The sequence below is a fragment of the Rheinheimera sp. ATLC3 genome (genome assembly GCF_059429535.1).
Genome location: NZ_CM182103.1, coordinates 902,642 through 918,925, shown reverse-complemented (window position 1 = coordinate 918,925; position 16,284 = coordinate 902,642). Strand labels below are relative to the sequence as shown.

Genomic DNA, 16,284 nt, shown 5'->3' with positions numbered 1-16,284 from the left:
AAAAATCGGCTACCATTTGGTAGCCGTAAGTGATATCCAGGGAGAATAAAACTTGGTTGCGTCCGTGCACCTTGTTAGAATCAACCGGATGAAAAAAGTTCAGTCCCGTATTACACCGTTTTTATGTTGTAGCGTTTTTGCCGTTATTTTAACTGGCTGCGCTACGCCGCCACCGAAAAACACCTCTAATCTCTGTGAAATTTTTTACGAGCACCGTGACTGGTATGATGCTGCCGCTAAAGTCAGGGACAAATGGGGCGTACCTATTCATGTGCCCATGAGTATCATGTATCAGGAAAGCAGCTTTAAGCATAATGCGCGCCCGCCGATGCGCTGGTTTCTGGGATTTATCCCGTACGGCCGGGCCAGTAACGCTTATGGTTATTCTCAGGCGAAAACCGTGACCTGGGATGAGTATGTAAAAGAAGCAGACCGGTTTTGGGCCAGTCGTGACAACTTTGATGATGCAATCGATTTTATGGGCTGGTATATCACTAAAAGCCAGCGCTTAAATGGTGTGTCGAAATGGGACGGCTATGCCCAGTACCTTAACTACCATGAAGGTTGGGGCGGATATAAACGCGGCAGCTACAAGAAAAAGGCCTGGCTGGTACAAACCGCGAAGAAAGTAGACAGCCGGGCGAGAATGTATGCCGGTCAGCTGAATAAATGTGAAGAAGATTTAAAGCGTGGCTGGTTATGGCGCTTGTTTTTTGGCTGAGCAGCCGCTTGAAGAAAAAGCCGGTTTCCCGGCTTTATCAATTAGTCTTTTTTCAAATGTGGCATCAAACGTACAGTTTTAATCATATTATCCTGTACATCGATCACTTCCATCGGATAGCCAGACAGCCTGATACTAAGGTTACCCTGAGGAATTTCTTCCAGATACTCTAAAATCAGACCATTGAGCGTTTTGGGACCGTCTGTTGGCAGTTCAAGATGCATTTCCCGGTTCAGATCGCGCAGGTTAATACTACCGTCAATTAGATAAGAGCCATCAGGCTGTTTTACGATATCTTCATTGCTGTCTTCCGCAATATCAGTAGTAAATTCACCGACAACTTCTTCCAGAATATCTGCCAAGGTCACCAGGCCCTGAATATCACCATATTCATCCACCACCAGGCCAATGCGCTCTTTAGTACGCTGAAACTTATGCAATTGGGTATTAAGTGGCGTGCCTTCAGGAATAAAGTAAATTTCGCTGACCGCACGCATTAATGTAGCTTTCGTCAATTGCTCTTTCAGTAATAAGCGCATTAATTCGCGCGGGTGCACGAAGCCGACCGCTTCATCAATACTGTCGCGATACAGCAAAATGCGGCTGTACTGCATGTTTGCAAGCTGGCGTTCTATGTCTTTCCAGTCATCGTTGATATCGATACCGACAATTTCATTGCGCGGCACCATAATATCTTCCACCGTGGCATTTTCCAGATCCAGCACACCGACCAGCATGCTCTGGTGCTGTTCGGGGATCAGGGCGCCGGCTTCATGCACTACGGTGCGCAGCTCTTCAGCACTTAAGCTGTTGCCCTGATGTTTTTCCGGGCTGATACCCATCAATGCCAGAATACCGTTAGTAATAAAGTTGACCAGCCACACTAAAGGATAAAACACTTTAAGTAGTAGCTTGAGCAGCGCAGAACTTGGAAACGCTATCCGTTCCGGGTGCAATGCCGCTATGGTTTTGGGGGTAACTTCGGCAAACACCAGTACCACCATAGTCAGCACCACGGTGGCAATCGCAATACCCAGATCTCCGTACAGACGCATACCAATAATTGTCGCTATGGCTGATGCTGCGATATTAACCAGATTGTTACCGATAAGAATCAGGCCTATTAAACGATCTGGCCGCTTAAGCAGCTCGCTTACCCTAATAGCACCCTTATGATTTTCGTTTGTTAAATGCTTTAAACGATAAGGGTTGACAGACATCATGCCTGTTTCAGATCCTGAGAAATAGGCAGATATGAATAGGAGCACGCCAAGAATGATAAACAGCGTACCCGTCGATATGTCGTCCAAGAGTTAATTACCTGTATTGCCAAACACCCGTACTTGATATTACGAAGTGCCTGTTGAGTCAAGGATTAAAGTGTATTTAACAGTACTTCGCGTACAAAACGGCTGCCAAAATAGCCAAGTGTTAACAGAGCGGCGCCTGCGATGGTTAACGTATTGGCTATTTTGCCGCGCCAGCCTTTACGGGCATGGCCCCAGCATAACGTTGCAAAAACAATAAAACCAAGCAGGCTGAAAATGGTTTTATGCAGGTTTTCTTTTGCCAGCCAGTTATCCATAAACAGTGCTGCAACCAGCAATGCTAAACCAAGTAAAACAGTGCCTGCCAACAACAACCGGAACTGCAGTATTTCTGCCTGAACCAACGGCGGCATATGCCGGGTCACGGCGGCAATGTTTTTTTGCTTTAACTTGTTATTGATGTAGCTCACCTGAAATGAGTACAACATTGCCATCATCAGAATGGCGTAAGCAATAAATGCCAGCGTAATATGTACCAGCAGACCAACGTTTTGCTCGAAGTGATGCAATTGTACATTATGTGGCAACGTTAGCACTGCCAGCTGTACCATGGCAGCAAAACCATACACAACAGGCAGCAGTAAAATGATCGGGGTACGCAGAGCTGTCAGTGTAACGGCAACGGTAATGAGCCAGCATACCAGGGAGCTGACATTCAGCAGGCTAAAATTCTGGCCTTGCCCGGTAAACAGCATATCGCCCAGCACCAATGCGTGTAACACGACACCAAGCACTGCGGCACTGAAGGTTGTTTTAAAATGCGGGCCTTGCGGATGAAAAATACGCAGCAATACTGAGCCGGTGGCAACCAGATAAGCAAGTAAAGCTAATGCAGTAAACAGTGCCGTGGACATCAGAGCTATTTCCTTTCATTTCGGTGGCTTGCTATTGTATTGCAACTTTAACCCGATGCCCAGTGTGATGCGCAACAGTTTCTTAACGGCTGCGCTGAACTTCAGTCTTTGATATAATCGGCGCCAATATCGCTGTAGAGTGAGTAACCATGTTTGAGAATCTGTCCGACCGTTTAAGTGCCACGTTAAAAAATATTACCGGCCGTGGGCGTTTAACTGAAGATAATATTAAAGATACGCTGCGTGAAGTCCGTATGGCACTGCTGGAAGCCGATGTGGCGTTGCCGGTGGTGCGTGACTTTGTTGCCACGGTAAAAGAGCGCTCTGTCGGGCTTGAAGTCAGCAAAAGCTTAACGCCAGGCCAAGAGTTTCTGAAAATTGTCCGTAAAGCATTGGAAGATGCTATGGGCGAAGCCAACGAAGAACTTAAGCTTAATACTCAGCCGCCGGCGGTTGTGATGATGGCTGGCTTGCAGGGGGCGGGTAAAACAACGTCCGTAGGTAAACTGGCTAAGTTTCTGACAGAGCGGAAAAAGAAAAAAGTTTTAGTGGTGTCGGCAGACGTTTATCGGCCTGCGGCAATTAAACAGCTGGAAACACTGGCTAAAGACATTGGTGTTGAGTTCTTTCCAAGTGATGTGTCGCAAAAGCCGGTCGATATTGTCAATGCCGCTATTGCCCATGCCCGTACCCGTATCTTTGATGTGCTGCTGGTCGACACTGCAGGTCGTCTGCATGTTGACAGCGAGATGATGGATGAAATCAAAGCGCTGCATGCTGCAGTGAAGCCGATTGAAACCCTGTTTGTGGTCGATGCCATGACTGGTCAGGATGCAGCGAATACTGCTAAGGCCTTTAACGACGCATTGCCTCTGACCGGTGTGATTTTAACTAAAGCTGACGGTGATGCCCGTGGTGGTGCGGCGTTATCTATCCGCCACATTACCGGCAAGCCAATTAAGTTTATCGGTACCGGTGAGAAAACCGATGCACTGGAACCGTTTCACCCAGACCGCATAGCCTCGCGCATTTTGGGCATGGGCGATGTACTTGGCCTGATTGAAGAGCTTGAGCAAAAAGTCGATCGCGACAAAGCAGCCAAAATGGCGCAAAAAGTGATGAAGGGTAAAGGCTTCTCACTGGAAGATTTTCGCGAGCAGCTGGTACAGATGCGCGGTATGGGTGGCATGATGTCGATGCTTGATAAATTACCCGGGATGAAAAACCTGCCTGCGGGCGCAATGAATCAGATGGGCGACAAGCAGTTCGTGAAAATGGAAGCCATTATTAATTCCATGACCCCCAAAGAGCGCGAGTTTCCTGATTTGTTAAAAGGCTCGCGCAAAAAACGCATTGCTGCAGGCTCCGGTACCCAGGTGCAGGATATTAACCAGCTGCTGAAGCAATTTACCCAGATGCAGAAAATGATGAAGCAGATGTCGGGTAAAGGTGGCTTAATGAAGATGATGCGCGGTATGGGCGGCAAGCTGCCACCGGGTATGCTGCCTCCACGCTAACGATACTAAAAGCCCGCTGCCAGGCGGGCTATCACTTTCAGATAAAGGCTGCCAAGCCGCGAAATGCCTTGCAATTATGCTCTAAATCAGTAAAATGCTGCAGCCCTTCAGTCTGACTGGGGGCTTTGTTATTTTTGATAAAACCTGAACGATAAAATTAGAGGGCCTTATGGTAACTATTCGTTTACAACGTGGTGGCGCGAAAAAGCGTCCATTTTACCAAGTTGTGGTAGCGGACAGCCGTTTTGCTCGTGATGGCCGTTTTATTGAGCGCGTGGGTTTCTTTAACCCAATCGCTGGCGGTACTGAAGAGAAACTGCGTCTGGATCTGGATCGCGTTGAGCACTGGGTAGCACAAGGTGCTTCACTGAGTGAGCGCGTTGCAACTCTGGTAAAAAACGCTAAGAAAGCTGCTGCTTAATTAGCAAAAGGTCGTGTGGAGTAGTCAGCTTGAGTGAGAAAGATTTAGTCGTTCTTGGCAAATTTGGTGCAGTTTACGGCATCAATGGCTGGCTGAAAGTTAACGCTTACACCGACTTCCCGGAAGGGATTTTTGAATACACACCCTGGCAAGTAAAATTTCAGGGTAACTGGCAACCAGTGCAGGTGTCTAGCTGGAAGCGCCATAGTAATGGCCTGATAGCGAAACTGGATGGTGTCAATGATCGTGATCTGGCACAGCGTTATGTTAATGCTGAAATTGCCGTAGCAAGCCAAGCGCTACCTTCATTAGAAGAGGGCGAGTATTACTGGAAAGACCTTATGGGTATGGCAGTAATTAACGAGGCCGGCTATCACTTAGGTGAAGTGAGCGACATGATGGAAACGGGCTCTAACGACGTTTTAGTGGTTAAAGCTAACCGTACCGATGCATTTGGTCAGAAAGAAAGGTTGTTGCCGTTTTTAATGGATACAGTGATTAAAAGCGTCGATCTAACCGAGCGTCGCATTGTCGTAGACTGGGACCCGGCGTTTTAATGCCTGAGAACAATAAGTTGTGGGTTGGTGTAGTAACACTGTTCCCGCAGATGTTTGAAGCAATAACGCAATATGGGGTGACCGGCCGTGCTGTGAAGCAGGGCATTATGCAGCTGCAATGTTGGAACCCGCGTGATTTCACAACGGACAAACATCGCACTGTGGATGACCGGCCTTATGGTGGTGGCCCCGGTATGCTGATGATGGTGCAGCCGCTGAGCGATGCAATACGCGCCGCCAAGCATGCTGCAGGAGAAGGTGTACACACGGTGTACTTGTCGCCGCAAGGCCGCAAGCTGGACCAGCAAGGTGTCGCTGAACTGGCGCAATATTCTAAGCTGCTGTTAGTAGCTGGCCGGTATGAAGGCATTGATGAGCGCGTAATAGAAAGCGAAATTGATTCTGAGTGGTCAATTGGTGATTACGTGTTAAGTGGCGGCGAATTGCCCGCGATGACATTGATAGATGCAGTGTCACGCTTAGTACCAGGAGTACTGGGGCATGAACAGTCAGCAGAACAGGATTCTTTTGCATCCGGTTTGCTTGATTGCCCGCACTACACAAGGCCGGAAGTGTTATCAGACAAACAGGTTCCCGCAGTATTACTGAGTGGAAACCATGAAAATATACGACGCTGGCGTTTAAAGCAGTCTCTTGGGAGAACCTGGCTGAGACGACCAGATATGTTAAATCTCCTGGCTCTGACTGAGGAGCAACGACGGTTACTGGCTGAGTTCCAAAAAGAACATCAGCAAGAGTGCCGGACGGGGCAGCAAGAAGACAGTTATTCCAGGTAAAGTGAGATTGTTATGAGCAAAGTTAGCCAAAACATCATCAAGCAACTTGAAGACGAACAGTTAAAACAAGACGTTCCAGCGTTTGCGCCGGGCGATACTGTAGTTGTTCAGGTTAAAGTTAAAGAGGGTGACAAAACCCGTTTACAGGCTTACGAAGGCGTAGTTATCGCCAAGCGTAACCGTGGTCTGCACTCTTCTTTCACTGTACGTAAAATCTCTAATGGCGAAGGTGTTGAGCGTGTATTCCAGACGCACAGTCCGCTGGTAGACAGCATCACTGTTAAACGTCGTGGTGCCGTTCGCCGTGCTAAGCTTTACTACTTACGCGATCGTTCAGGTAAATCAGCGCGTATCCGCGAAAAGCTTAACTAAGCTACCCTTGAAAGGCCGACACTTGTCGGCCTTTTTTCTTTCTGGCATGGTAGTGCCATGACTATGCATACTTCCCCCCTGACAGAACCTGTTCTGAACTTATTACAACACCAGCTGCTTAATCTGGTCTGCGAGCCGCAAGCTGTTGCCGGCCAGGCTATAGAAGAGCAATATCTGCTTAAACGACTTGGGCTGAAACTACATAGTGACATTGCGCTGAGTGACGATATGAACCGTTTTCAGCTGCATTTTGTGCTGTACCATCTGCTATACCGTGTGCAACAGCAACTGCTGGATTTGCAGCAGGGCTATCTCAGTGTTGAACTGGCCAAAGTGCGGTTGTTGTCGGTATCGCAAGCGCCTGTATCTGATGTTCACGATGGCAGGCGGCAGTATTACCTGAACTGGCAAAACTTCCATCATATGACCGAGCAACTGCTCGATCAGCACCTGAGTGCATTCTGGCAGCATTTTGCCGCGCCACAATCAACCCAGTTGATGCTTAGTCAGGCCGAGGCTGAAACACTTTTGCAGTTGCCGGCACATTTTAATCTCGCTCAGCTGAAAAAAGCTTACCGTACTAAAGCGCTGCAGTTGCATCCGGACCGTGGTGGTGACGCGCAACAATTTATTTTGCTGCGCCAGGCTTATCAACAACTGATAAAGCTATTCTGACTTTGTCTGTAAATTAAAAATTACAATTTTTGTGTTGTGGTATTTCTGTGCTTATCTTGATTTTATTGGCTTGTGGCGGGTTGACGTTAGTTGTTTGGATCTTTATTATGCCGAAATTGTACTTTAATGATTACGCAGTGTATAAATAAGTTTACGTAAGGGCGCGCCTTAGCAAGTTCAGTGTTTTTACCTATGCTTAATGCCTGCAACACCTTGGTGGAGTTTTCGCATGAGCAAGATAGTTGATGATTTACGTATAGTGGCCGAAAAGCCGCTGAGCCCGCCAGCTGTACTAAAAAAAGTGCTACCGCTGTCAGAGCAGGGGGCGCAGTTCGTCCAGCACGCCCGCAATGATATTGCCAATATAGTGCACGGCCGTGATAAACGTTTGTTAGTGGTTACAGGCCCCTGCTCAATTCATGATCCGGTCGCGGCTATAGAGTACGCACAGAAGTTAAAACAGCTGCAGCAGGAATATGCGGATAGTCTGTACATCGTCATGCGGGTGTATTTTGAAAAGCCCCGGACCACCGTAGGTTGGAAAGGCTTTATTAACGACCCGCACCTGGATGATTCTTTTGATTTAGAAACTGGTTTAACCTGGGGCCGGGAGTTGCTGCTAAAGATGGTCGAAATGGAGCTGCCAACGGCAACTGAAGCGCTGGATCCTATCAGCCCGCAGTATATGTCAGACTTAATCAGCTGGTCTGCCATCGGTGCCCGTACAGTAGAGTCGCAAACTCACCGTGAAATGGCCAGTGGCTTATCGATGCCGGTCGGCTTTAAAAACGGTACTGACGGCAATTTAAATATTGCCTTAAATGCGCTGCAATCAGCAGCCAGCGGCCACAGCTTTATTGGTATTAATCAGCGCGGCGAAGTGAGCCTGGTGCAAACGGCAGGTAACCCGGATGGTCACATTATTCTGCGTGGCGGTGCTAAGCCGAACTACGATGAGCAAAGCATAGGCGAAGCGCTGGCTAAGCTTGATAAACTGAATTTACCGCGTGGCATAGTGGTTGATTGCAGCCATGGTAACTCGAACAAAGATCATAACCGGCAGGGTGAAGTGGCACTAAACGTGTTGTCGCAGCGTCTGGCTGGCAATGATGCCATTATCGGCATTATGCTGGAGAGCCACTTATATGCCGGCCGGCAGGATTTAACAAACGGTAAAGCCGATAAATACGGTGTATCAGTAACTGATGCTTGTATTGATTGGGATACGACGGCAACGTTGCTGGCCACTATCCATCAGCAAATGCAACCGGCAGTGGCGGCCGCCTGACATGAGTGATATGGCGAAGCAGGCTTTAGCGCCTCTGCGGCAGCAGATAGATAGCATTGATAGCCAGTTGGTTTCGTTACTGGCTCAGCGCGCCAACGTTACCGCCCAGGTTGGTAAAATTAAACAGCAATATGCATTGCCAGTTTACGTGCCAGAACGCGAGCAGGCACTGCTGAGCGCAAGGCGGGAACAGGCAGCGGCACTTGGGGTGTCACCCGATCTGGCTGAGGATGTGCTCAGGCGAATCATGCGTGAATCCTATCAGACGCAGGAAAGCGGCTTTGTCTGCTGTCGTGGAGGTGGCGGTAAAATTGTGGTTGTCGGGGGCGCCGGTGCTTTGGGCGCACGTTTCGTCAGCCTGTTTCAGCGCTCTGGCTACCAGGTAGTGGTGCTGGAGCAGCACGACTGGCATCAGGCTGAGCAGCTCTGTGCTGACGCTGCACTGGTGTTGATGGCGGTACCAATTACGCTGACCGAACAGCTTATTAAACAATTACCACCTTTGCCGGTTAATTGTGTACTGGCCGATATCACCAGTATTAAAGCGCAGCCACTTAGCGCCATGCTGGCTAAACATAGTGGTCCGGTTGTCGGGCTGCACCCGATGTTTGGCCCGGACATTACTAATCTCGTTAAGCAGGTTGTAGTGGTGTGTCATGGCCGCGCCGAAAATGAATATCAGTGGCTGCTGAAACAGCTCAATGTCTGGGGGGCTGAGCTAGCCGTTAAACAAGCGGCAGAGCATGATAGCGCCATGCAACTGATCCAGGCGATGCGACATTTTTCGTCCTTGGTCTATGGTGTGCATCTGGCAGATGAAAACGCTGATTTAAACGAACTGCTTCAGCTAAGCTCACCAATATACCGGCTGGAGCTGGCGATGGTGGGGCGCTTATTTGCGCAAAATGCCGAGTTATACGCCGATATTATGCTGTCATCCTGTGAAGTCACCGCGCTGTTAGAGCGTTATCAGCAGCGTTTTAATCAGCTGCTGGCGTTACTGCAAGCCAAAGATAAGGCTGGTTTAATGGCGCAATTTGGTAAAGGCCAGCACTATTTTGGTGAACTGGCAGGCCAGTTTTTGCACGAGAGCAAGCAGCTACTGCAAAAAGCAGCGGATAGCCGCAGTTAACGTGCAAGCTGATAAAAATCTGCAATCAGCTGCCACGCCTGTTCCGGTGTATCCGCATATTGAATAAGCGTTATATCTTCGACAGCGATGAGGCCTTCTTCTACCAGCATGTCGAAGTTTATCAGTTTTTGCCAGAAGGCTTTGTCATACAAAATGACGGGTACCTGGACGGCTTTTTTTGTTTGGATCAGTGTTAGGGTTTCAAACAGCTCATCCAGGGTGCCAAAGCCTCCCGGAAACGCGACTAACGCCCGGGCCCGCTGTAAAAAGTGCATTTTGCGGATCGCGAAGTAGTGAAACTGAAAACAGAACTGTGGCGTTATATAAGGGTTGGGTTGCTGCTCTTTCGGCAGTACGATATTCAGGCCAATGCTTGAGCCCCCGGCATCCATCGCGCCGCGGTTCGCGGCTTCCATTACGCCCGGGCCGCCACCGCTGATAATGGTCATGGCGTTATCCGGTTTACAGCAACTGTAGCGGGTAACCAGCGCCGAGAATTGCTGCGCCGCGGTGTAATATTTACTGTTATGCAGCTGCTTTTGGGCATGCTTCAAAGCTAGTCTGTGTTCCGCGCTATCTGTTTCTGCTATAGCGGCTTTTGCTTTAATCAGTAACGTTTTCGCCTGCTCTGCGGATAAAAAGCGGGCGCTGCCAAATACTACTATCGTGGCTTTTATATTGTGCTGTTCTAACACCAGTTGCGGTTTTAAATATTCCAGCTGTAAGCGTACATGGCGTAGTTCATCCTGCATCAGAAAATCGTTATCGGCAAAAGCCAGCCGGTAGGCGCTGTTTTGTTTTGATGTTTCAACGGCCTGCATTGATTGTTGTGCAGAGGTCAGGTGACGCTCGTGTAATTGATGTGGATCGTCTGTCATTAATCTGCTCCGGTAATAGCGTATTTCAGCCTATAAGAGTTACAGCATAACGGTAAAACTAACATGTTGTTTGATATAGGCTAATCTTTAATGCTTAAGTTTGCGCTATAACCATTAAAACGTTATGACGAGGATTATCTTTATGCCACTTTCCGCCACACTGCAGTTTGTCGGGGCTGCTCAGCAAGTTACCGGCTCCTGTTACCTGATAAGAATTAACGGTAAGCAGATCCTGCTGGATTGCGGCATGGTGCAGGGGGCAGATCAAATTCGCGAGTGGCATAAGTTCCGCTTTGCCTTTAAGCCCAAAGATATTGATCTGGTTATTCTGTCACATGCACATATTGACCACAGCGGCTTACTGCCCCTGCTGGTGGCGCGTGGCTTTGATGGCAAAATCATTTGTACGCCAGGCACGGCTCAGTTGTTACCGGTGCTACTGAAAGACTCGGTGCATTTATATCTGAAAGACTTAGAGTGGCAAAATAAGAAAGCCGCCCGGGCCGGCAGAAAAATACAGGACCCGGTGCTATCCGTACAAGACGCTGAAAGGGTTGTGCAGCTGTGCGAAACCTTAGGCTATAAAAAGCGCATTACACCGCTGCCAGGATTAGAGCTGGAGTTTAGTGATGCCGGGCATATTCTTGGGTCTGCGATAATACAGTTATGGCTCAAAGGCCATAAAGCCATGCGTAAGCTGGTGTTTTCAGGGGACCTTGGTAACCCTGCCACGGTACTGATGCATGATCCCAGTGCCATTGGCGAGGCAGATATCGTGCTAATGGAATCGACTTATGGTGATCGCAATCATCAGAATTTAGACAACTCACTGGATGAGATGGCGCAGGCACTGGAGCAAGCGAATAAAGACGGCGGCAACGTATTTATCCCGGCTTTTGCGCTCGGGCGCTCGCAAGAGATTTTATATTATCTGGCACAGTTGCATCATCAGGGCCGGTTAAAACAGCGGATGATTTTTCTCGATAGCCCTATGGCTATCAATATTACCAATATTTATAACGACTATCTGGAGTGCCTGGACCAGAAAGATCTGGCCGCTATTGGCTTTAAAAAAGGCATGCAGTTACAGGATTTATTGCCCATGCTGCGCCTGACAGAAAGTGTTGACGAGTCGATGGCGATAAACCGGGTAAGCGGCGGCGCCATTATTATTGCAGGTAGCGGTATGTGTAACGGCGGCCGCATTGTGCATCATTTAAAACACAATTTATGGAAAAGTGCGAATCATCTTATTTTTGTCGGTTTTCAGGCGATGGGCACGCTTGGCAGGCGCCTGGTTGATGGTGAGAGGCGGGTCAGGCTGTTTGGCCAGGATATCGTCGTAAAAGCCAAAGTGCATACCATTGGCGGTTTTTCAGCGCATGCCGGCCAGAGCGAGCTCCTGAGCTGGGCTCAGGCAATCGGCGGGCAACCTGAGTTTTATCTGGTGCACGGTGAACCTCAGGCTCAGCACATTTTGCAACAGCAGCTGTCAGAGCTGGGGATCCAGGCCCAAATACCCGCTAAAGGCGATGTTATTGAGTTGTAGTGCCAAAGATGCATTTTGTTACTTTTTACCTATGGTCAGGTTGCGGGCGGTATCTTATAGTGCTTAGCAAAATTACTGCTGATAAAAGGTTGCACTATGCACAAATATGCCATGATTCTTGCGCCATTACTGTTCTGCAATACCGTAATGGCCGCCTCGCCCGAGGTAGCATCGCAGGTTAAAACGCTGTGGCTGGCAGGGGACTACACAGCAGCTCATGCGTTGCTATCACCTTTGGTCACACGCAAAACTAAAGATGCCGATCTGCTGGCGTTGCTGGGGCAGACTGAAGCATTGATGCACAACAACGAGCAGGCTGAAGAACTGCTGGAAAAAGCCGTTAAATACGGTGCCAATAATGCCGACTATCAACACTGGTATGCTACGGTCAGTTGTAATCTGGCCGCCGGTGCCAGCATGTTCAGTGCCCTGGGGTACGCCAAGCGCTGTAAAAAGGCCTATCAGACTGCACTTGAGCTATCTCCGGATAACCCGCGCAGCTACATAGCGCTTGGCAGTTTTCTGAATCAGGCGCCAGGTATAGCGGGTGGTGATAAAGCAGAAGCTTTAAAGCTGGCGCAGAAATTAAAACAGTTAGACCCGTTGCAGGGCGCTTTACTGGCGCTGAACGCGTCTGATTTAACCGATGATACGGTATTTACTGCGTTACTGGCTGAAGATGAGCTACTGAGCAAGCGCCCTGAAAGCTACTTACAACGTGGCGTTGCCTTTTCCCGTGCTGATGATCATACCAAAGCAATATCCTTGTTTGAGCAGGCGCTGACGATGCCAGCAGATGACGACGCAGCCGTGGATGCAAAAGCCCAGGCACTGTATCAGATTGGCCGCTCAGCCGTAAAAGGGCAGACAGATCATGATAAAGGTATCAGTGCATTGCAGCAGTTTATTGAACAGCAACCTGCAGCTGATAATATCGATTGGGCAAAATTGCGTTTGGGGCAACTGTATATCGCGCAACAGCAACAGGATAAAGCCGAGCAGCTGCTTAAACCTGTGCTGGCGTCCACCCAGGATAAGCAGCTAAAAGATGAGCTGCAAAAGCTGCTCTGATAAACTAAGGCCTGACTAACTTCATAATGCTTAACATTTAAGCGGAATCGGTTTGTCCTAAGCCAACCGTCTCAGCCCTGGATGGGCTGAGAGGAGCCCCCAGGGATTGGGTTCACGGCGTGTTGGTGTGGGCAAACTGATGGCAGCCGCAAGCTCAACTGACTGGTATTAGACTAACTTCAGGCTTTTTTTATGAGCAAACCACAGCTTCATACTATTCACCACGTTGCGATAATATGCAGCGACTATGCCGCTTCAAAGCGGTTTTACACTGAGCTTTTAGGGCTTACAGTGCTGGCCGAAAACTACCGCGCTGTGCGCGATTCCTGGAAGCTCGATTTAGCCTTGCCCAATGGCAACCAAATTGAGCTATTCAGCTTTCCCAATCCACCGCCACGGCCCAGCCAGCCTGAAGCACAGGGGCTGCGCCATCTGGCATTTGTGGTAGATAACGTCGCAGAATTTGCCGATTACTTAACGCAAAACGGCGTTGATGTAGAACCCATCCGCATCGACGAGTTTACCGGAAAAGCTTTTACCTTCTTTCAAGACCCCGACGGCCTGCCGCTGGAGTTGTATCAGCGCTGATGCGTAGCCGCCACGATTTTGACTTATTTTGAACATGCCTGTGCAGTTTGTAACATGGAATTTAGTAAAGAAAAATGGAATTCGATTATTAATCGGCTTGGCTTTTCTTGAGCCTAAAAGCGCATAACAAACCAAGGCAGTGGGACATATTTTTTAGCGATCTAGGTGCCAAATTTAATTTATGTCGAAAAACACACGAAAAAATCACTTCAGTCCAGTATTTGCAAACAAGTATTGGACTAGTGAAGAAGCCGGATGGCAATACAAGTATTATTACTACTGTGAGCATAGGCAGTGTGTTATTGATTCGAATAAAGATAAAGGAAAAACAGCGTGGGGTTATGAGTTAAACCTGTACTCGCAAGAGCTGGAGGACCGGTTTGACAGTGAGTTAGAAAACGAAAGCTCAATACTTTATGAGAAAATAATTAGAGGTGTAGCCTTAACTGCTGACGAGCGAATGAAGTGGGGGCAGTTTATTGTCACGCAAGCAATTCGGACGCCCAGTTTTTTAAAATACCGAGACTATGTGGAAAGTTTAAATGGTGGGGATTACTCCTATAAAAACACAATTTTAGGTTGTGCAGGATGCGAAGAAAACAAATATATTGCTGCAAGAAACTGGGTAATACTCAAAGCTCACGAAAATGATTTCTTTATGCGTACAGACAATCCTGTATACATGACTGGCTTTCTTAATAACCCTTCAAGTACTATATTTTATCCTTTGACACCTGAGCTATGCTTCGTTGCTTGTTCAGCAGTTGAAACAATTTTGCTTCCAAAAGGAATGGAGTTACCGCTTCCAAAACAAGTATTCCTGCAGCTAGAAAAAGGGGATGCATGGAGTATTAATTTTGAACTCTTGAAGTCCGCGAGTTCATCAATAATTGTTGCCAAGAGGGACAATAGCCCAGCAGTTAGCCATATGACACTCCAGATTCTCGGTGTATTTCCTCAAATACCATTTATGTTATCTTCTGCAAACAATGATTATTCGGAGGCTATGGAAATTGAGTCCATAACAAACATTATGTCAGCGGCCGATGACGTGGATTACCCTTCATATAGGGAATATCCATTTAATCCCTTTTATGGAATTGAGTTCGCAGAAGGTATAAATCCATTTTCTGTTTTTGGTGTTACTGACGAACATCTGCGAAAACAAGGTTTGATAGAGTGAATATAACAAAAAGCTGTACGCATAGCTTATGAGCATAAAAGGTAAGGCGCAAGGTACATACTGTGATGCAGATTTGGTTAGACAGGGGCTTCAAGCCCCTGTCTAACGAGCTTATCAGCCGGCAGTAACCTGGGTTGGTTCTATATCTTCACTGGGATAGCAGCCTAATACCTTAATAAACTTGGTAATTTTATTCAGCTCTTCCAGTGCGCGGGTCATGGCGTAATCGCTCAGATTTGCGAATACATCAACATAAAACATTTCTTCCCACGGGTTGCCGTTTATTGGCCGTGATTCCAGCTTCGCCATGCTGATACCGTGCTGCTTTAGCACCAGCAATGCATCTACCAGCGCCCCCGGTTGCTGGCCGGTATACATAATAAAGGTGGTTTTTGCCGGTATGGCTTTGGCCACGGTAACAGGTTTACGTGCCACTACAATAAAACGGCTGACGTTATCTTTCTGGTTAGCTAAATCGCGGGTAAGTACTTGCAAACCATACAACTGGCCGCCTTCTTCGCCACCTATGGCAACGACAGTCGGGTCTTGTTGCTGTTTAATACGGGTGAAAGCATCAGATGAGCTGTCACAGTATTCAATTTTCACTTGTGACAAGCCTTGCAGGTACTGGCTGCACTGCGTAATAACCTGCGGATGAGCACACACCTGGCGGATTTTGCTTAAATCGGTGCCTGGTAAACCCAGTAAACAATGCGCGATAGGGTGGGTCAGTTCGCCGACAATAGATAACCGCGTATGCTGCAGTAAATCATAAACTTCGTTAATACTGCCTGACGAGGTGTTTTCAATCGGCAGCACGGCGTAATCGGCATGGCCGGTTTCTACTGCCTGCACAATTTCATTAAAGCTGTCACAGCCCTGTTCAATAATACGCTCGGCGCGGCGGGTAAAGTATTTTTGGGTTGCCCAGTAACTGTAAGAGCCCTGACCACCCAAAAAGGCTACCCGTACTGCCGGGCTGTCGGTGCCGTTAAGCTGGCCCTGAATTTTTGCCTGTTGCTGCAGTACCGAGTCTTCAATGATCACATGATACAGCCTGGTAACATACTGGGCGTCTAATCCTAACGGTTTGCCCTGACTGATAAGAGACACCAGTAGTTCCTGCTCACGTTTTTGATCGCGTATCGGTTTATTTTGCGCCAGTTTGGCATCAGCTACTGCTAATGCCAGCTGACGCCGTTTGGCGAGCAAGCCCAACAGCTGCTGATCGGTATCGCTGATGGCGTGACGTATTTCATCCAGTTCCATGTTTTATATCTCAGGTTGTGTGCTAAACAGGTAAAAAAAAACCTCCCACAAGGGGAGGTTTTCTGGTTTTACTGCGCGCGCAGC

Annotated in this window: 17 protein-coding genes; 13 read left to right on the top strand and 4 right to left on the bottom strand. The window is 48.1% G+C overall.

The window, feature by feature from the left end; all coding sequences use genetic code 11:
* Positions 1-88 precede the first annotated feature (88 nt).
* Positions 89-721, top strand: a complete 633-nt coding sequence (locus AC5SV9_RS04345; RefSeq protein WP_475152978.1) for a transglycosylase SLT domain-containing protein — start codon at positions 89-91, stop codon at positions 719-721.
* 41 nt (positions 722-762) lie between these two features.
* On the opposite strand, the gene AC5SV9_RS04340 is transcribed toward AC5SV9_RS04345, so the two are convergent.
* Entirely contained in the window at positions 763-2,031 is a 1,269-nt protein-coding gene (locus AC5SV9_RS04340; RefSeq protein WP_134059561.1) for an HlyC/CorC family transporter, read from the bottom strand.
* A gap of 65 nt (positions 2,032-2,096) precedes the next feature.
* A complete protein-coding gene (locus tag AC5SV9_RS04335; protein WP_273021192.1) occupies positions 2,097-2,903 on the bottom strand; it encodes a cytochrome C assembly family protein in 807 nt (268 codons plus the stop codon).
* A 149-nt stretch (positions 2,904-3,052) separates the two neighbouring features.
* On the opposite strand from AC5SV9_RS04335, the gene ffh reads away from it, so the two are divergent.
* The 8 genes from ffh (at position 3,053) to tyrA (ending at position 9,662) form a co-directional block, all read left to right on the top strand.
* The gene (ffh, locus tag AC5SV9_RS04330) at positions 3,053-4,420 is read left to right on the top strand and encodes a signal recognition particle protein (protein WP_226765979.1); all 1,368 of its coding nucleotides are present in this window, start codon (positions 3,053-3,055) and stop codon (positions 4,418-4,420) included.
* A 169-nt stretch (positions 4,421-4,589) separates the two neighbouring features.
* Positions 4,590-4,841, top strand: coding sequence for a 30S ribosomal protein S16 (gene rpsP, locus AC5SV9_RS04325; protein ID WP_134059552.1), 252 nt, complete (start codon positions 4,590-4,592; stop codon positions 4,839-4,841).
* Between the two features lie 29 nt (positions 4,842-4,870).
* Positions 4,871-5,398, top strand: coding sequence for a ribosome maturation factor RimM (gene rimM, locus AC5SV9_RS04320; protein WP_475152981.1), 528 nt, complete (start codon positions 4,871-4,873; stop codon positions 5,396-5,398).
* A complete protein-coding gene (trmD, locus tag AC5SV9_RS04315; protein WP_475152983.1) occupies positions 5,398-6,195 on the top strand; it encodes a tRNA (guanosine(37)-N1)-methyltransferase TrmD in 798 nt (265 codons plus the stop codon). The genes rimM and trmD overlap by 1 nt, the downstream gene beginning before the upstream one ends.
* Positions 6,196-6,207: 12 nt before the next feature.
* Positions 6,208-6,567, top strand: a complete 360-nt coding sequence (gene rplS, locus AC5SV9_RS04310) for a 50S ribosomal protein L19 (protein ID WP_134059544.1) — start codon at positions 6,208-6,210, stop codon at positions 6,565-6,567.
* Between the two features lie 57 nt (positions 6,568-6,624).
* Positions 6,625-7,242 (top strand): DNA-J related domain-containing protein, encoded by a 618-nt coding sequence (locus tag AC5SV9_RS04305; RefSeq protein ID WP_475152984.1) that lies wholly within the window; start codon positions 6,625-6,627, stop codon positions 7,240-7,242.
* 229 nt (positions 7,243-7,471) lie between these two features.
* Positions 7,472-8,530: a 3-deoxy-7-phosphoheptulonate synthase gene (locus AC5SV9_RS04300; RefSeq protein WP_475152986.1), complete on the top strand. Its 1,059-nt coding sequence runs from the start codon at positions 7,472-7,474 to the stop codon at positions 8,528-8,530.
* Positions 8,531-8,540: 10 nt separating this feature from the next.
* Complete coding sequence (gene tyrA / locus AC5SV9_RS04295; protein ID WP_475152987.1) at positions 8,541-9,662, top strand: bifunctional chorismate mutase/prephenate dehydrogenase; 1,122 nt, start codon at positions 8,541-8,543, stop codon at positions 9,660-9,662.
* Here tyrA and AC5SV9_RS04290 read toward each other — a convergent pair.
* Positions 9,659-10,540: an LOG family protein gene (locus tag AC5SV9_RS04290; protein ID WP_475152988.1), complete on the bottom strand. Its 882-nt coding sequence runs from the start codon at positions 10,538-10,540 to the stop codon at positions 9,659-9,661. The two genes, tyrA and AC5SV9_RS04290, sit on opposite strands and share 4 nt — an antisense overlap.
* 142 nt (positions 10,541-10,682) lie before the next feature.
* Here AC5SV9_RS04290 and AC5SV9_RS04285 point away from each other — a divergent pair, with 142 nt between their 5' ends.
* The 4 genes from AC5SV9_RS04285 to AC5SV9_RS04270 all read left to right on the top strand — a co-directional run bounded on the left by AC5SV9_RS04285 (position 10,683) and on the right by AC5SV9_RS04270 (position 14,931).
* A complete protein-coding gene (locus AC5SV9_RS04285; RefSeq protein ID WP_475152990.1) occupies positions 10,683-12,089 on the top strand; it encodes an MBL fold metallo-hydrolase RNA specificity domain-containing protein in 1,407 nt (468 codons plus the stop codon).
* 96 nt (positions 12,090-12,185) lie between these two features.
* Positions 12,186-13,160: a tetratricopeptide repeat protein gene (locus AC5SV9_RS04280; protein WP_475152992.1), complete on the top strand. Its 975-nt coding sequence runs from the start codon at positions 12,186-12,188 to the stop codon at positions 13,158-13,160.
* Between the two features lie 192 nt (positions 13,161-13,352).
* Positions 13,353-13,748 (top strand): SMU1112c/YaeR family gloxylase I-like metalloprotein, encoded by a 396-nt coding sequence (gene gloA2 / locus AC5SV9_RS04275; RefSeq protein ID WP_475152993.1) that lies wholly within the window; start codon positions 13,353-13,355, stop codon positions 13,746-13,748.
* A gap of 181 nt (positions 13,749-13,929) precedes the next feature.
* Positions 13,930-14,931, top strand: a complete 1,002-nt coding sequence (locus tag AC5SV9_RS04270; protein WP_475152995.1) for a DUF4238 domain-containing protein — start codon at positions 13,930-13,932, stop codon at positions 14,929-14,931.
* A 114-nt stretch (positions 14,932-15,045) separates the two neighbouring features.
* On the opposite strand, the gene AC5SV9_RS04265 is transcribed toward AC5SV9_RS04270, so the two are convergent.
* Positions 15,046-16,200 carry a chorismate mutase gene (locus tag AC5SV9_RS04265; protein WP_475152996.1) on the bottom strand — a complete coding sequence of 385 codons (1,155 nt, stop codon included), beginning with the start codon at positions 16,198-16,200 and terminating at the stop codon, positions 15,046-15,048.
* Between the last annotated feature and the right edge of the window lie 84 nt (positions 16,201-16,284).